The organism is Alkalicoccus urumqiensis, from assembly GCF_002993335.1.
Taxonomy (GTDB): Bacteria; Bacillota; Bacilli; order Bacillales; family Salisediminibacteriaceae; genus Alkalicoccus; species Alkalicoccus urumqiensis.
Genome location: NZ_PVNS01000001.1, coordinates 240,377 through 256,919, shown reverse-complemented (window position 1 = coordinate 256,919; position 16,543 = coordinate 240,377). Strand labels below are relative to the sequence as shown.

Sequence of the window (16,543 nt, the reverse complement as noted above, 5' to 3'; positions counted from 1 at the left end):
CGTGAAAAAGTGGATACTGCTTGCTGTGTTTGCCGGAATGATCGGCTGGACATTGTACGATACCATCGAGTGGCAGACAGAAGAAGCTGCCGTCGAGACGGCGGAGGAACAGGATCTGCCCCCTGTACCGGAAGAGGAGATTGGTCTGGGAGAAGGAGAGTACGCGCCGGATTTTACCCTGGAAACGCTGGAAGGAGAGGAGATTTCGCTCTCTGATTTCCGCGGCGAGAAAAAAGTGATGCTCAATTTCTGGGCAACGTGGTGCCCTCCCTGCCGGGCAGAAATGCCGGACATGCAGAACGTGTATGAAGAGTATGAGGACGTCGAAATTATCGCGGTGAATTTGACGGAAACCGAACCGGGGACGGACCAGGTAGCACAATTCCGCGACGATTTCGGACTGACATTCCCGATACTGCTGGATCATGATGTCTCTGTTGCCGGACAGTTTGATATTCAGCCGGTTCCGACTTCCTATTTGATCAACACGGAAGGGCGGATCGAAAACATTGCGCTCGGGCCGATGAATGAAGACATGATGATTCAAATTTTCGAGCAGATGGACTAAACTGCAGGTACAGAGACTAAGAAAATTAAAGGATGATAGACATGCAGCAGCTCGTACTTGTCGTTGAAGACGATGAAATGATCCGGAACCTGATCAAAACTTATCTGCAGAAAGAAAACTATGAAGTCATCACAGCAGTGGATGGAGAGGAAGGGAAAGAACTGTTCCGGTCCCACGCTCCCTGCCTTGTGCTGCTGGATTTAATGCTTCCTAAACTGAGCGGAGAAGAACTGTGCAGCTGGATACGGGAACAGGAACAGAATGAAACATCGATCATTATGATCACGGCCAAAACGAGCAGTGAACAAAAAATCGCAGGGCTTCGTATGGGGGCGGATGATTATATCACAAAGCCCTTCAGTCCCAATGAACTGATGGCACGGGTGGAAGCGGTGCTCCGGCGCGGCAGCATGCTCTGCCAGAGGGTGGCCCATAACGGACTTGTGATTAAACCCCGCAGAGGGGAAGTGCTGCTTCACGACAGGCAGGTTCCGATGACAAAATATGAATTCAGTCTGCTGTATTATTTTATGCAGCACCCGGATATCGTTCTCTCGCGGGAGCAGCTGATGGAGCAGATTCACCCAAACGACGAAACGGTCGTGATGGACCGGACCATTGATGCGCATATCAAGAAGCTCCGGGAAAAAATTGAGAAAACGCCGTCTGCTCCCGAGCGGATTCAGACGGTGCGCGGAATGGGGTATCGTTTTGTTCCATAAACGAAGTTCCAGCCTCATCTTTCAATTGACGGCTGTGCACACCCTCATTATTGCGGTGCTTCTATCCATCAGCAGTTATTTTATCTATGCCACTGCCTGCAGCCTGGTGGACCAGCTGCCTGCAGAGGGAGAACAGAGCGGAGCTGTTTTCCGGGAACAGCTTGCAGGAGTTCTCTGGTTTGTCGTGCCTGCTGTCATCGTGGCCGGGGCTTATTTTCATTATTTCTTCACGAAAAAAATGACGCGTCCGCTCAAGCAGCTGGGTGCTTCGCTGAATGAATTAAAAGCAGGCCGGTATGACCAGCTGGAAGCAACGGCCGCTTTCTATGAAATCGAGCAGCTCAGCAGCCACATCAATGAGCTGCGGGACCGCCTGAGGGAAAATGAGGAAACCCGGGCCCGGATGATGAATGATATGGCGCACGAACTGCGGACCCCGCTCTCGAATGTGAGCGGGTATCTGGAAGCGATGCGGGACGGAGTCATCTCCGGAGAACCTAAATTGTATCATTCGCTGCATGAGGAATCCCAGCGGCTGATTGACATGGTGGAGCAGATGCAGGAAATGAGCCGGTGGAATGAACAGACCGCGGCCCTTCTTGAGGAAAAAGAGCAGCTGGATCCGGGGAAGCTTCTCGAAGAAACAGCGGAGCTGTACCGGCTGAAATTTGAGAAGAGAGGGATTCACTTTCACGCAGCAGCAGCCCCGGGAACGTCTTTTGTGCATAAAAAAGGGATGCAGCAGGCATTTATGAATCTTCTCGAAAATGCCTATCAGCATTATGAAGGAGCGGGTGCGGTAGAGGTGGAAGGAGAGTCGGTTTCAAACGGGTATGAAATTCGGGTTACCTCCCCCGGACCGGAACTGACAGAAGAGGACAGAAAGTGGATGTTTGAACGGTTTTACCGGGCGGATGCGTCACGAAACAGGACGACCGGCGGCAGCGGGCTGGGGCTTGCGATTGTGAAAAACATCATCGAAAAGCAGCATGCCGGAAACGTCGACGTTCTTTCCGACGGGACCAGGCATTCCTTCCGCCTGTTTCTTCCGGATTCGACAGATCAGCGCTGAACCGTTATGTAGAAGGCATCTGCAGCACCTTCTATGACAAGCTGCCACGGCCGTTAACACGGCTGTGGCAGCTTTTTTTAACATTCAGTACTGCGCGGCTGCAGGTGCAGGAAGAAAACGGTGAACCATTAAAAACCTCCTTTTCTGTTCGTGCGGATGGTGGTCCGGGAGGCTCGCTTTTTGGTCCGCGAGGGGGTCAAACCTGTTCCGATTTCCTGCAGAGGTGGTCCGATAAATCAAGGTTGGTCCGGCAGGAGGCGTTTTTGTTCCGATACGAGCCCGTCGTGGTCCGCGGAAGGGTCATTCTGGTCCGTGGGCACCCCGGGATGGTCCGAACTTTTTCCCTCCGCTCCTTATAACCGGATAAAAACGTGGAATGACCGCGGGCCGGATCCGCCCGCCCTCTGCCAGCACCGCAGACAGTCTGAAAGCAGATGGGCCGCCGGGCTTTCCGGCGGCCGGTTCATCAATGGGTTCATGAAAGCCGCAGCGCCGGCGGCGTAAGGAAAAGAAGCTTCCGGAGATCGAAAACCGATCTCCGGAAGCTTCTTTATGATGCCCATGTTTACCGCAGGGTGGCGGTGGCGCGGCGGACGGTGTCACGGGCCCGCTGGTATTCGTCTTCGCGGGCTTCTTCGACACGGATTTTTCGTTCCACGGACTGCTGGTAGGCTTCAAAGCTCATGCCGTGTGTCAGGTGCATGCCTTTAATCAAATGTTCGGGAATTTCCACGATGTTCCTCCTTTCCTTCCATGACAGAAGGTATTTCTGTCATATTACCTCACAAAGGAAAGGAGAAAACATAGTTGGAGATAATTGGTATATTCGACTCACTTTGGACTCGTCGTCCTGTTACTCTCCACCTGGATTCAGCTTTTTACGAGGTGCTGGCGGACCCAGGCGAGAAGCGCGGCGTCCTGATGCCTTGGGCCGATAACAGACAGGCTGAGCCACCCGTGTCTGGTCTCCACGGGGACGACGGCCTGCGGCAGCCCGGCAAGGCCCGCGATGGAGCAGAGCTGAAGTGTGCGCTGGCGGATGCGGTCGACTTCTTCGTCCGGAAGGTCCCGGAGCGGCGCCGGCCCCGGCACGGTCGGCAGAAGCAGCAGGCCGTCTCCGCCTAAACGCTTTTCTACAGCGGCGGTAAAGGCTGTGCGTTTTTCATCCGCCAGCTGCTTTTCTTCCAGTGTGACGCTGCCGGCTGCGGCGAACCGTTCACGGATGCCCGGGCCGAAGGCCGGCTTCGTTTCGGCGATCCATCCGCCGTGGTTTTCGTGAATTTCAAAGGACTGAATGACGCGGAAAACGGCAGCCCAGTCCTCGGGTCCGGTCTCGGCAAGCGGCACAGAATCCGCTGCCGGAAGCAGCGGCAGGAGCGTTTCTTTTATCTCTTCATCGATCAGCGCCCACGCCTGATCCGGGAGCATCGGCTGAAAGCTGCCGGCCCGGGCGGGCAGCGTTTCCTGAAGCAGCGCTTCCCCGGCGCGGAAAAAAGGATCCTCCGAGCGGCTCATCCAGCCGACCGTATCAAAGGATGGAGCGAGTGGAATGACGCCGTCGATCGGCACGGCTCCGTGTGTCGGCCGGAAGCCGTACAAGCCGCAGTAGGCCGACGGCACGCGGACCGATCCGCCGGTGTCCGTCCCGACAGCGAAATCGACATCGCCGGAGGCGGCGGCAGCCGCAGACCCGCTGGAGGAGCCGCCGGGAATGCGCGCTGGATCCCGCGGATTTTCCGGCGTGCCGTAGTGATAATTTTCCCCGTGGAGGCTGAACATCAGCTCATCGGTGAGTGTCATGCCGGCAAGAGAAGCGCCGTTTTCCAGAAGCAGTGCCGCGCTCGGGGCATCTTCCGCCGCCGGTCCGTGCGTCCGGTACCAGTCCGGATTTCCTGCTGTATTCCGCACCCCGCGGATGGAAAAGACATCTTTTAACGCAAAGCTCATTCCCCGGAGCGGTCCGCTCTCTCCGGCCCGGAACACTCCCGGCTGTGTATACGTGACATTGTTCATCCCGCGCCACTTCCTTCCTATTCTCTATTTTCTACAGCGTATCGAAAACGTCTTCCGCTGTCTTTGGTTAAAGTGTACAACGAACTGGAGGAATATCGTACCCGGATTTCATCACGTACACCGAGATGGAAGCCGTTATCCCCTGAGCCGCAGTACTTCCAGCGTCTGAAAGATAACCTGACGCGGTAAAATAGTGCGGTATATTTCCTGACGAATTTTCTGTCAATTTACATGTATGCCTGTACAGTAGGATTTACTACGTTTTATACAACAGATTTCAAGGAGGAGGCAGTACTATGGTACAGACGAAACAGGTGTGGAAACCCGACGGACTGCAGGAAGCCTGGGAAACCGCGTCACAGCTGAAGCAAGATTTCTGTTTCGTCGCCGGAGGGACCTGGCTGCGGACCCAGTGGGAAAACGGGGAGCACCAGCCGGCGAATCTGATTGCACTCGATGACGTGCCGGAAATGCACGCATCGATTCAGGAAGATAGCCGTCATCTTGTGATCGGTTCCCTCACACTGCTCTCGGATCTTATAGAAAGTCCGCTCGTTCTGGAGCGGGTCCCGCTTCTTCAGGAAGCCTGCTCACGCATCGCAGCGCCATCGATCCGCCATCAGGCAACGATCGGCGGAAATATTATGAGCGCGGTCGGAGACACACTGCCGGTGCTGCTCGTTTATGAAGCGGTGTTCCGCTGGTATGACGGAACACAGATCATCGAACAGCCGGTGGAGGAGTGGGTGCAGGAAGAAAAGGCGCCGATGAGACTGCTGCTGGAAATCGCCATTCCGATCAGGGAGCGGCCGGAAGGGACACTCTCTTTCTTTGTCAAAACGGGAAGAAGAGAAACGTTTATCCCATCCCAGGTGACAGTGGCAGGAATGATTCTGACAGATGCTTCCGGCAGTGTGTACGATGCCAAACTGGCAGCGGGCGGCGGGAGCGCTGTACCGGCAAGGCTTCATGGTGCCGAGGCGCTGTTTCTGCGCTCCTCTTCCCGGAAGCTTTTCCCCGCGCTGATGCACGATCAGATCAAACGGGAATTTCAGCCGCCGGGTGATGTGTTTGCGTCTTCCGAATACAAAAAACGGGTGGCGGCGAACCTCATTGTCGGTGAATGGTACAGAAAGGAGCGTGGATTCGTTGAAGCTCAATGACACAGCGGCTTCGTGGCGGAAACGCCCCGACGGCAGTGCCAAGATCGACGGCTCGTTTCAATATTTAACGGACAAAGAAGTGCCGGGGTGTCTTCATGCACGGGTAAAACGGAGCGGCATCCCCCACGCCAGGCTCCGGCGGGTTTACACAGCAGAGGCAGAAGCGATGCCCGGCGTCCGGGCAGTGCTTACGGCAGACGACGTGCCGGGTCTGAACGGGTTCGGCATTGCCGACCCGAACCAGCCGGTGTTCGTCCGGGACCACATCCGGTTTGAAGCGGATGCGGTCGCTGCAGTGGCAGCCGATACGCCGGAAATTGCCCAGGCGGCGCTCGACGTCATTACGATCGACGTGGAGCCGCTCCCGGTGCTTGATACCCCGGAGAAAGCGCTCCATCCCGAGGCCGTTAAACTTCATCCGGACGGAAACATTCTTCATGAAACGTTTCATGAACGCGGCGATATCCAGGCCGGATTTGCAGAAGCGGCGGTCGTCGTGGAGGAAACGTATGAAACGCCGAGGCAGATGCATGTGTTTATGGAAATGGAGGGCGGCTTATTCGTTCCCGAAACGGATGGAACGCTGACGGTGTATGCGCCGACGCAGCACGGATACAAAGACCGGATGCAGCTGAGCCGGATTCTCGGCTGGGAGGAGGAGCAGATCCGTATCGTCTCCAGTCCGATCGGCGGCTCCTTCGGCGGGAAGGATGAGCTGAATGTCCAGCCGTTCGGGGCGCTTCTCGCGCTTGCCACCGGACAGCCGGTCAAGATTCATTACAGCCGGAAAGAGTCCGTCCGCGCCGGCTTAAAGCGCCATCCAATGAAAATCACGATGCGGACCGGCGTGGATAAAGACGGGCTTATTACCGCGCACGAGGCGCTGCTTGTTTCCGACACGGGCGCCTACGCGACACTTGGCGGCCCGGTGCTCCAGTTTGCGACGGAGCATACGATCAGCGGCTACATTATGCCGAACGTGCGCATCGAAGGATTGGCGGTCTACACCAACAACGGCATCTCCGGAGAATTCCGGGGGTTCGGCGGCAATCAGGCGCTGTTTGCGCTCGAAGGCCAGATGGACCGGCTCGCGGAAAAGCTCGGCGTCGATCCGTGGGAAATGCGGCGGCGGAACCTCCGTCAGGAAAACGACCCCGGACCGCTCGGCCAGCGAGTGGCGCCGAATGACGGGCCGCGCGGGGTATGGGAAGCGGTGCAGCAGTCCCCGCTCTGGAAGCGTCCGTCGTTTTCGCGGGATAAACAGGAGCCGTGGATCGTCCGCGGCACCGGCGCATCGATTGCGATGCACGGTTCGGGTCTCGGCTACGGCATTCCGGATCCGGCGGGCGGCGAACTCCGCCTGACGCCGGAAGGAAAGATCGAAGCGGCATTCGGCCACGAGGAGTTCGGCCAGGGGCTTGTCGGCACGCTTGAGATCATGCTGCTGCGTCATTTCCACTGCGCAGAAAACGACCTTCTGATGACGATAGGCGATACGAGTACCGTTCCGAAAAGCGGTTCATCCACAGCGTCCCGATCGACAAATATGATTTGGCAGGCGCTCGAGTACCTCGTCCCGCCATTTAAAAATACTCTTTTTAAACGGGCGTCGGCACTTACCGGCGCAGCCGTGGAAAACATGGAAACCGGAGCAGAAGGCATCCGCCACAAAAAAAGCGGAGCGCTTCTCGTTTCCTACCGCCGCCTGGCAGCCGAAGGATCACTGAAAGAAAGCACGGAGTTTCACTTTCCGCTGACACCGGATCCAGTTATGGGAGGTCATTTTCTCTACGGGTCGACGGCAGTGATCGCGGAGGTAGAGGTGAATCAGCTGACCGGTACGGTGAGAGTGACGGGAGCGGATCATGCGGTGGCTGCAGGAAGTGTCGTCAATCCGCTCGGCTACCTCGGTCAGATCGAGGGCGGGAGTATTATGGCGCTCGGGTTTACGCTGACGGAGGATGCGGTGATGAATGACGGGGTGTACCAGACGGGAAATCTGGATGCGTACTTGATCCCGACGATTCAGGACGTGCCGAAGCACCAGGCCGTCGAGGCGGTGGAGAGGCTGCCGGAGGGGGATACCTACGGGCCCCGCGGTGTCGGGGAAATCGGGTCGGTGGCGCTTGCACCGGCGATATGTGAAGCGATTTACCAGGCGGCAGGTGTACGGGTGACGAAGCTTCCGGTGGAGCGGGAGAAGCTCATCCGGGAGGAAGCGCTGCTGGAAGCCTGGATGGATGCAGAAGGGGCGGAGACAGGATGACAGAGAAAACGGCGGAATATACGCTTTCGATCAATGGAAGTGATGTGGTTGTGCCGGCGGATGGCTCCCGGCGCCTCATCGATATTTTAAGGGAGGATCTTCAGCTGAAGGGCACGAAAATTTCCTGCGAAATCGGCCGCTGCGGTGCCTGTATGGTGCTTGTCGACGGCCGCGCAATGAATGCGTGCCTGCTGATGGCGTATCAGTGCAGCGGCAGGGAGATCGAGACGATTGAGGGAATCCGGGACACGGACATTACCGAGGCGTTTTTAGAAGAAGGAGCGATGCAGTGCGGCTACTGTACGCCGGGGATGGTCGTCAGTCTGACCGGTATGCTCCGGCAGGACCGGGAGAGGACGAGAGAAGAGCTGGAAGAAGGGCTTACCGGCAACTTGTGCCGCTGCACCGGATACGGCGGAATGCACCGCGTTCTGGAGCGGCTGAGTGTGAAAGAATCTCATGAAAGGAGTGCGGTCCGATGAGTGATATGCACCGGCTGTTGAAAACGATGCAGCAGGAAGGAAGCGGTGTCCTGGCAGCAGTAATTGAGGTGGAGGGCTCGGCCTACCGGAAAGCGGGAGCGAAAATGTTTTTTGCGAAAGACGGCACGTGGTCCGGGCTGATAAGCGGAGGCTGTGTGGAAGAGGACTTATCGTATGCCGCAGAAGCGGTTCTGCACAGCGGCAGTCCGCAGGTGGTGACGTACGATCTCCGCTCCGAGGATGACCTCGGCTGGGGACAGGGTGCCGGCTGCAACGGCAGCATCCGCGTGCTTTTGGAACCCGTCCACATGCATCCCTCCTCTATCTGGCAGCGCATGCTCACGGAACTGGAGAACAACCGGCCGGTAGTCCAGCTGAAAAGGACAGGAAGCGGCGAGGCAACAGTTCTCTACACGCCGGAAGGAAAACGGATCGGCGGAAACGGCGCCATTACGCTGTCGGAAGTAGAGCGGGAAAAGCTCGTGTCGCTGCAGACCGACAAAGAAACCGCCGCCGTTATCACTGAAGGCGGCAGCATGCTCATCTACGAATGCATTATGCCGAAGCCGAAACTGTACGTATTCGGCGCTGGCAGAGACGCCGAACCGGTCGTCTCTCAGGCGGTGCGCACCGGCTGGGGGGTTACCGTTGTCGATCCTTCGCCCAACCGGCTGGAAGCAGGCGGGTTTACGGAGGCAGATGAGCGGATCTGCCGTCATCCGGAAGGGTGGCTTCAGGAACATTCTCTCCCGGAAGGAGCGTCCGTCCTCGTCATGAGCCACCGGTTTGAGCAGGATCAGCGTGTCCTGCAGCTGCTTGCCGGACAGAACACCTCCTACTGCGGTGTGCTCGGCCCGCGGCGCAGAACGAGACGCCTGCTCGGTACTGACACGATTCCAGGCTGGATCACCTCGCCTGCAGGACTGGATATTCAGGCGGAGGGAGAAGAGGAGATTGCCATCAGCATGATGGCCGAACTGATTCAGGTGCGCCGCGCAGTGAAACAGGTGCCGGCCGTGCTGGAGGTCGTCTAAATGACGCATGCTCTCGTGCTCGCAGCCGGGCGCAGCTCCCGGATGGGGAGGCTGAAGCAGGTGATGGAAATCGACGGAGTGCCGATGGTGGAGCGGGCAGTCCGTGCGGCGGGCACGTCCGACGTGCTCGTCGTCACCGGATACCGGGCGGAGGAGGTTATGAAAGCCGTCACCTCCCCGGCAGCATGTCATTACCACGCCGGCTGGAGAGAAGGGCAGGGCTCGTCTCTGGCGGCCGGCATCCGGGCCCTTCCTAAAGAAACGAAAAGTATACTCGTGTTTCTCGCAGATCAGCCGTTTCTGCCGGAAGCTCTCGTCCGCCTAATCCGGAGCGAAGGCGAAAAGCGGCTCCGGGAAACGGAGGAACCGTTCATGGTACGGCCGCGCTTCCGCGGCATTCCCGGCCACCCGGTTTTTATCGGTCATGTGGATCAGCTTCCGCCGCCAAAGCCGGGCGACCGCAGCGGAAAGACGTGGCTGCCGGACGAGCGCATCTGCTTCGTAGAGACAAACGAAGCAGGCGCCGCCGCAGACCTCGATACCCCGGAGGACGCAGCGCAGGCACTGTCGAAGCTTCATCACGTGTAAAGCGAACCAAATACAAAGCTCCGATTCGTATAATCCCCGCAGGATGGGCGGGGAGTCTCTAGCAGGTACCGACATTTCCTGACTACGAAACAGCGCGGCTGAAAAAAGGCAGCGCTGTGCCAAAAACGAATCCAGGAGGAAGAAACGATGGAAACAACATGGATACGAAACGCAGAGATTATTACGATGAACGAAAACGACGATCAGTTTACCGGCGACATTTTCATTGAGGGGGATACGATCAGCGAAATCGGTCCGCAGCTGTTCCATCCGGAAGCCGACCGGGTAATCGATGCCACAGACCGTGTCGTCATTCCCGGGCTGATCCAGACACATATTCATTTATGCCAGACGATTTTCCGCGGCAAAGGCGACGACCTGGAGCTGATGGACTGGCTCAAAAAACGCATCTGGCCGCTCGAGGCAGCCCACGACGAGGATTCGATTTATTATTCAGCGATGCTCGGCCTCGGCGAAATGATCCGGAGCGGCACGACAGCGATCGTTGATATGGAAACCGTGCATCACACCGACGCCGCGTTCCGGGCGATTGAACAGTCCGGCATGCGCGCACTCTCCGGAAAAGTGATGATGGATAAAGGAGACGAAGTGCCGGAAAAGCTCCAGGAAACAACGGCCGCCTCCCTGAAAGAAAGTCAGGCGCTGATGGAGCGGTGGCACGGAAAAGACAACGGGCGCATTCAATATGCCTACTCGCCCCGGTTCGTCATATCCTGCACCGAAGAACTGCTCCGGGAGGTCGCTGCTTTATCCACGGCGTATGGAACCTACGTCCACACCCACGCCTCGGAAAACCGGGGCGAAATCGCGATCGTTGAACAGGAAACCGGCATGAGAAACGTCGAATACCTCGACCACTTAGGCCTCGCCAATGAGCGGCTCATCCTCGCGCACTGCGTCTGGCTCAACGACAACGAGCGCCGCATCCTGCGCGACCGCCGCGTCAACGTCACGCACTGCCCGGGCTCCAACATGAAACTCGCCTCCGGCACCGCCGACGTTCCGGCGATGCTCGACGCCCACGTCTGCGTAAGTCTCGGCGCGGACGGCGCGCCTTGCAACAACAACCTAGACATGATGAATGAAATGCGCCTCGCCGCGCTGATCCACAAGCCGGAGCACGGCCCGACGAGCATGGACGCACGCACCGTCTTCCGCATGGCAACGATCGGCGGCGCGAAAGCCATGGGTATGGAAGAAGAGATCGGAAGCCTCGAAGCAGGCAAAAAAGCCGATCTGGCCATCCTGAACCTTAACGACTTTCACATGTATCCAAAACACGACGTCGACACCATCTCCCGCATCGTCTACTCCGCGACGCGCGCCGACGTCGAAAGCACGATGATCCACGGCCGGCTCGTCATGGACAACCACCAGCTCAAAACCATCGAAAAAGACGTCGTCCTGCGCGGAGCCGACGATGCCATCCGCCGGTTGATCGGCCGCATCCCCGGACTCTCCGCCGAACGGGCCGGCAGAATGGAGGACAAATTTCATGTATAACCTCACCGACATCAACCAGATGACACGCACCGCCTTCATCGAAAACATCGGCTGGACCGCCGAGCACTCCCCCTGGGTAGCTGAGGCAGCCTGGGAAAAACGGCCATTCCAGAGCAGGGAGGATCTGTTCGCCGCCCTCGCCCGGGAAATCTACCGGGCTCCGGAAGAAAAGCAGCTTTCCCTGCTGCGTGCCCATCCCGATCTCGGCACCCGTCTCGACGTGACAGACGCCTCCCGTTCGGAGCAGGCAGGAGCCGGTCTGCATGAGCTGAGCGAAGCGGAATACGAGACATTTTCCGCGTTAAATCAGACGTATACGAGCCGCTTCACCTTTCCGTTCATTCTGGCGGTTAAAGGAAAAACGAAAGCAGACATTCTGCAGAGCCTGCAGGAGCGACAGTTTCATGACTGGGAAACGGAAAAAGAAACAGCCATCGCAGAAGTGACAAAAATTATCCATTTCCGCCTCCACGACCTGGTGGACGGAAGTGCACAGATTGAAAGGATGAAGTCATGATGAAAACAGCAGCCAGAACCGCACGGACGATGCACTACGGAAAAGGAGATGTTTTCGTCTATCGGACGTATGCGCCCAAGCTTACTGTCCCGCCGATTCCGGAGTCGTCCTTTACCGGCAGAACCAACACGATTTTTGCCATTGATGCTAACGTGGCGCTCGAAGGAGAAGCATTTCTGCCGTCGTTTACCGATGGGGATAACAGTATGGTGGTGGCGACCGACTCCATGAAAAATTTCATGCTGCATCAGGCCGGAGAGTGTGAGAAGGCAACGATGGAAGGCTATTTTCTTCATACCGGCCGCGCGTTTTTATCGGCCTACAGCCACATTGAAGGAGTTACTCTCGGAGGCCGGCAGAAGCTGTTCCGCGAAGTCGAGGCAGGCGGAGAGCCGAGTGACGTGGTGTTTGAAGAGGGGCTTCTCGGACGTCCGTACGCAGAAGTAAAGCTTGGCCGGGATGCAGAGGGCGGAGCGGTCATCGAGGATTTCTGCGGCGGCATTACCGATCTCCATCTCATCAAAGTCAAAGGAAGCTCCTTTGCCGGATTTATCAGGGATGAGTATACGACGCTCCCGGAAACGAGCGACCGGCCGCTGTATATTTACCTCGATATTTTCTGGCGCTACGAGAACCCGGAGGACGCGGAAAAAGCCTACGTACCGGCAGAACAGGTCCAGGGCATCGCCCAGACCGTGTTTCATGAGAAACACTCCCCGTCGATTCAGAAGCTGATCTACGACATCGGCTGCCGCACGCTTGAGCGGTTTCCACAGCTGAAGGAAGTGTCGTTTACATCGAACAACCGCACGTGGGAAACGATCCGGGAATCGGTGGCGGACGCTGGAGAAGGGCAGGTCTTCACCGAACCGCGGCCGCCGTACGGCTATCAGGGCTTTACGGTGCTCCGGGAAGACGTGGAGGCATCCCGCCATGAGCGGTAAACTGACGACCCACGTGCTCGATACGAGCATCGGCCGTCCTGCCGAGGGCCTGCTCGTGGAGCTGTGGCGCTACGAACCGTCGTACGGCGAGTTTCAGAAAATGTGCGAAGGCGAACTGAACGAGGACGGCCGCTTTGACAAGCCGCTTCTGGAGGGAGAAACGTTTAAAAAAGGGCGCTATGAGCTGCTGTTTCACGTGCATACGTATTTTGAAAAACAGGGGCTCGACCAGTCCGAGCCGCCGTTTTACAACGTCGTGCCCGTAAGCTTCGGCATCGCCCATCAAAACGAGCATTACCACGTCCCGCTCCTTATCGCGCCCGGCGGCTACAGCACGTACCGCGGGAGCTGAATAAAATAAACCAGGCAGAAACCGCCCGGTCTTTAAAAAAAGGGGAGGTTTATTGAACAGGTTCCCGCTTTCTGCCTTCACCTGCAGCCGTATGCGTTCCGGAGGGAGTGTGAAAAGCGGAAGCGCCCTGGAAGCCCTGCCGGAGAAAGCTGCTCTTCGCTTTCTCCGGCAGGGGTGAAGGAACCAGAGCGGGTGCTTTCAGCCGCTGGCTGCGGCTTGGAGCAGAGGGGGCGCCGGAAGTTCCGGCGGCCGGTGGTCCGGTGGCCTGGAAAGGTGGTCCGATTGGGCACGGCACGTGTTCCGATTTGGGCGGAAGATGGTCCGATAGAATGCGCTTGGTCCGGAGAAGGCCGCTCCTGGTCCGACAGGGGAGCTGCGGTGTTCCGATAACAGGCCGGGCTGGTCCGCGGGCGGCTGTTTCTGGTCCGGTGTTTTTCGAATGACAGCACACTGCCGCTTCGAAGCGTTCGGCAGAGGCGTCAGTGGGATTCGTTCTCCGCTTCAAGAAGCACGGCCCCGCGCGGCCACGCCGCATGACAGAAGGCCGCTGCCCTGCGCCTTAAAACATGGGCCGGCTCCGCTCATGCGCTGCAGCCCTTGGCATACCTGCTTGGAAGAGGCTGCGAATTTTATACTCCCTCTTTCTACTTTTTAAAAAGCCATGCTTCCGGTGATCCTGTGCGGATCGTCCGGAAGCATGGCTTTTGTCTGGTTGGAGACGGACGGCATCTCTTTCCTGAAGCCGGTCAGCTGACAACCGGGCTCCGCTCATAGACCTTCATTGCCTGCTGGACGGCTTCGCCGCGGACGACGGAAGCTCCCTGGCTGACGAGGGCGGCCTCCAGCGCAAACAGGACGTGGTAGACGTTTTCGCGGCGGGCGCTGTAGCCCATCGAGCCGATCCGCCAGATGACCCCCTGAAGCGGACCGAAGGAGGAGGCGATTTCCACGCCGAACTGCGTCAGCATCGTTTCCCGGACAGCTGCATCATCCACACCTTCCGGAATACGGATGCAGTGGACGACCGGAAGCTTGGCGTCATGGTCGTTGTACAGCTCGAGCCCCATTGCGCGGATGCCTTCGCAGAGCGCTTTCTCATGAAGCCGGTGCCGCTCCCAGCGGAACTCCACCGTCTCCTCCTGAATCACCCGGAGTGCCTCGTACAGTGCGTAAAGCATCGACGTCGCCTCCGTATGGTGATTCAGACGGCGCGGGCTCCAGTAATCCTGCAGCTGCGTCAGATCGAAGTAGTTGCTGCGTATCCGCCGCGTGACGTCTCCTTCCGCATCCGCGTCTGTCCGAATCCCCTTCTCCACCTGCTTCCGCCCCTGCATCGCCGCTTCGGCACGGTCGTTGTAAGAGATCGGCGCCGTGCCGGACGGGCCGGACACACACTTCTGCGTGCCGCCGACGACCGCATCCACACACCAATCATCCATCCGGAATTCCACACCGCCGATCGTTGCCACCGCATCGACGACGAAGAGCATGCCGTGCTCTCTCGCAAAACGACCAATCGTATCGAGCGGCTGGAGACAGCCGGTGGACGTTTCGCCGTGGACGCAGGCGATGAGCTTCGGCTGGATTTCCGCCGCTTTCTCCGTGACTTCCGCTGCATCAAACACCGTGCCCCACGGTTTCTCGATCGTGTGAACTTCCGCACCGCACCGCTCGGAAATTTCCGTGAGCAGGTAGCCGAAGCGGCCGAATACCGGGATCAGCACGCGGTCCCCGGGTTCAATCAGGCTGACGAGCACCGCCTCCATGCCGGAGCGGGACGTCCCGTCAATCGGATAGGCCCAGTGGTTGTCGGTTTGAAATAAGTAACGGATCCGCTCCATCGTATCGTTCATCAGCGTTGTAAACACCGGATCGAACTGACCGACGATCGGACTGCTCATCGCCTGCAGCACGCGCGGGTCGGCTTCGACCGGGCCGGGTGTCATAATCGTCCGGCGCGGGGGAATAAATCGGCTCATGTAAGTACCTCCTTCGTAGTGTACGCCCAGGAAATGAGCGCATTCGTCATCAGTGTCAGTCCTGCTTCCAGCGCTTCGGGCTCGGTATATTCCTCGGGGGAATGGCTGATGCCTTCCCAGCTTGGAACAAATAGAAGCGCGGTGGCCGTTATACGGCCGAGTACCTGTGCGTCGTGCCCGGCACCGCTGTGCATCCTGCGGCAGGAAAGCTGCTCGTTTTGGCAGAACGATTCGAGTTCACCGGTCATCACGTGATCCATCGGTGTTGGCGCCTCCTTCATGAAAACATCAAAGGAGATCGAAGCGCCGTAGTGGGCGGCTGTGTCTGAAAACGTCTGCTCCACCCATTCCTGAAACGACGCCAGCGCCTCCTCTTCCGGGTGGCGGAAATCAAGGGAGAACCGTACGTGACCTGGGATGACGTTTACGGTATTCGGCGAGACCTGCATCTCGCCGACCGTTGCGGTGAGCGGTGCGCCGCGTCTTCTTGCTTCGGCGGCCATCCGGCTCATCATGGAGGCGGATGCTTCCATGGCGTCACTCCGGAGGTCCATCGGTGTCGTGCCGGCGTGGTTGGCCGTGCCGGTGACGTCAATGTACATCCGCCGCTGCCCGACGATGCTTTCCACGAGACCGACCGCGCAGCCCTCATGCTCAAGGATGCCGCCCTGCTCAATATGAAGCTCCATGAACCGGCGGATATCCGTTCGTGCATTCTGTTCTATGTGACCGGTAATGCCGGCGGTTTTCCGCGCTTTCTCCATGGATATACCGTCTGCGTCAACCGTTTTTTCGAGAACGTCCGGGCCGACGTTTCCGGCGACGTAGTGCGAGCCGAGGCACGCATACGGGAAGCGGCTTCCTTCTTCCTCACAGAAAACGACGACTTCAAGCGTGTAGTCGGGAGTGCCGTTTTCCGCCGCCCGGGCGACGCTTAAAATAGAGGCAATGACGCCGGCAGCGCCGTCAAAACGGCCGCCGTGTGCAACGCTGTCCAGGTGGGATCCAGTCAGGATGACTTCGGGGGAGCGGCCTTCGACCCGGCCGAACACATTGCCGACCGCATCTTCATAAACGTGCATGCCGAGCGCGGTCATCCAGTCCATCAGTGCGGACCGTGCCTCGCACCAGGAGCGGCTGTACAACAAGCGGGTCACCCCCGGTGTGTCATCAGTATACGTACTGAGCCAGTCAATCTGCGTCTGCATCATAAAAAACGTCCTTTCTCTCTCTTTTCTGCTATGCTACCAGAACCAGGACGTAAATCATTGGCTGTTATACACAAAATCATGTATCTTGTTGTATAAGTAAACTAAAAG

Annotated in this window: 16 protein-coding genes and 1 riboswitch; of the genes, 12 read left to right on the top strand and 4 right to left on the bottom strand. The window is 58.0% G+C overall.

Annotated elements, in window-relative coordinates:
* The first annotated feature begins 1 nt into the window (after nucleotide 1).
* Genes C6I21_RS01090 through C6I21_RS01080 form a run of 3 tightly spaced genes read left to right on the top strand, consistent with a single transcriptional unit; the run spans nucleotide 2 to nucleotide 2,362 of the window.
* Nucleotides 2-568, top strand: a complete 567-nt coding sequence (locus tag C6I21_RS01090; protein WP_105957698.1) for a redoxin domain-containing protein — start codon at nucleotides 2-4, stop codon at nucleotides 566-568.
* Between the two features lie 41 nt (nucleotides 569-609).
* A complete protein-coding gene (locus C6I21_RS01085; RefSeq protein ID WP_105957570.1) occupies nucleotides 610-1,290 on the top strand; it encodes a response regulator transcription factor in 681 nt (226 codons plus the stop codon).
* Nucleotides 1,280-2,362 carry a sensor histidine kinase gene (locus C6I21_RS01080; protein WP_181186022.1) on the top strand — a complete coding sequence of 361 codons (1,083 nt, stop codon included), beginning with the start codon at nucleotides 1,280-1,282 and terminating at the stop codon, nucleotides 2,360-2,362. The genes C6I21_RS01085 and C6I21_RS01080 overlap by 11 nt, the downstream gene beginning before the upstream one ends.
* 565 nt (nucleotides 2,363-2,927) lie before the next feature.
* On the opposite strand, the gene C6I21_RS16260 is transcribed toward C6I21_RS01080, so the two are convergent.
* Together C6I21_RS16260 and C6I21_RS01070 are read right to left on the bottom strand one after the other, a co-directional pair.
* Nucleotides 2,928-3,095 (bottom strand): YuzK family famiily protein, encoded by a 168-nt coding sequence (locus C6I21_RS16260; RefSeq protein ID WP_181186021.1) that lies wholly within the window; start codon nucleotides 3,093-3,095, stop codon nucleotides 2,928-2,930.
* Nucleotides 3,096-3,232: 137 nt separating this feature from the next.
* Complete coding sequence (locus C6I21_RS01070) at nucleotides 3,233-4,375, bottom strand: amidase (RefSeq protein ID WP_105957567.1); 1,143 nt, start codon at nucleotides 4,373-4,375, stop codon at nucleotides 3,233-3,235.
* 296 nt (nucleotides 4,376-4,671) lie between these two features.
* On the opposite strand from C6I21_RS01070, the gene C6I21_RS01065 reads away from it, so the two are divergent.
* From C6I21_RS01065 to uraH, 9 genes are all read left to right on the top strand, one after another.
* A complete protein-coding gene (locus C6I21_RS01065; RefSeq protein ID WP_105957566.1) occupies nucleotides 4,672-5,538 on the top strand; it encodes an FAD binding domain-containing protein in 867 nt (288 codons plus the stop codon).
* Complete coding sequence (gene pucD / locus C6I21_RS01060; protein ID WP_105957565.1) at nucleotides 5,525-7,804, top strand: xanthine dehydrogenase subunit D; 2,280 nt, start codon at nucleotides 5,525-5,527, stop codon at nucleotides 7,802-7,804. Before C6I21_RS01065 ends, pucD begins: the two co-directional genes overlap by 14 nt.
* Nucleotides 7,801-8,286, top strand: a complete 486-nt coding sequence (locus C6I21_RS01055) for a (2Fe-2S)-binding protein (RefSeq protein ID WP_105957564.1) — start codon at nucleotides 7,801-7,803, stop codon at nucleotides 8,284-8,286. The genes pucD and C6I21_RS01055 overlap by 4 nt, the downstream gene beginning before the upstream one ends.
* Nucleotides 8,283-9,320 (top strand): XdhC family protein, encoded by a 1,038-nt coding sequence (locus C6I21_RS01050; RefSeq protein WP_105957563.1) that lies wholly within the window; start codon nucleotides 8,283-8,285, stop codon nucleotides 9,318-9,320. The genes C6I21_RS01055 and C6I21_RS01050 overlap by 4 nt, the downstream gene beginning before the upstream one ends.
* Complete coding sequence (locus C6I21_RS01045; RefSeq protein ID WP_105957562.1) at nucleotides 9,321-9,908, top strand: nucleotidyltransferase family protein; 588 nt, start codon at nucleotides 9,321-9,323, stop codon at nucleotides 9,906-9,908.
* Between the two features lie 5 nt (nucleotides 9,909-9,913).
* A riboswitch (purine riboswitch) is annotated at nucleotides 9,914-10,013 on the top strand.
* A 42-nt stretch (nucleotides 10,014-10,055) separates the two neighbouring features.
* Nucleotides 10,056-11,432: a 5'-deoxyadenosine deaminase gene (locus C6I21_RS01040; RefSeq protein ID WP_105957561.1), complete on the top strand. Its 1,377-nt coding sequence runs from the start codon at nucleotides 10,056-10,058 to the stop codon at nucleotides 11,430-11,432.
* Complete coding sequence (gene uraD / locus C6I21_RS01035) at nucleotides 11,425-11,949, top strand: 2-oxo-4-hydroxy-4-carboxy-5-ureidoimidazoline decarboxylase (protein WP_105957560.1); 525 nt, start codon at nucleotides 11,425-11,427, stop codon at nucleotides 11,947-11,949. The genes C6I21_RS01040 and uraD overlap by 8 nt, the downstream gene beginning before the upstream one ends.
* Nucleotides 11,946-12,893, top strand: a complete 948-nt coding sequence (pucL, locus tag C6I21_RS01030) for a factor-independent urate hydroxylase (RefSeq protein WP_105957559.1) — start codon at nucleotides 11,946-11,948, stop codon at nucleotides 12,891-12,893. The genes uraD and pucL overlap by 4 nt, the downstream gene beginning before the upstream one ends.
* Entirely contained in the window at nucleotides 12,883-13,245 is a 363-nt protein-coding gene (gene uraH / locus C6I21_RS01025; RefSeq protein WP_105957558.1) for a hydroxyisourate hydrolase, read from the top strand. The genes pucL and uraH overlap by 11 nt, the downstream gene beginning before the upstream one ends.
* Nucleotides 13,246-13,991: 746 nt before the next feature.
* On the opposite strand, the gene C6I21_RS01020 is transcribed toward uraH, so the two are convergent.
* Nucleotides 13,992-15,224, bottom strand: coding sequence for a pyridoxal-phosphate-dependent aminotransferase family protein (locus tag C6I21_RS01020; RefSeq protein WP_105957557.1), 1,233 nt, complete (start codon nucleotides 15,222-15,224; stop codon nucleotides 13,992-13,994).
* Nucleotides 15,221-16,435 carry a Zn-dependent hydrolase gene (locus C6I21_RS01015; protein WP_105957556.1) on the bottom strand — a complete coding sequence of 405 codons (1,215 nt, stop codon included), beginning with the start codon at nucleotides 16,433-16,435 and terminating at the stop codon, nucleotides 15,221-15,223. The genes C6I21_RS01020 and C6I21_RS01015 overlap by 4 nt, the downstream gene beginning before the upstream one ends.
* Nucleotides 16,436-16,543: the final 108 nt, after the last annotated feature.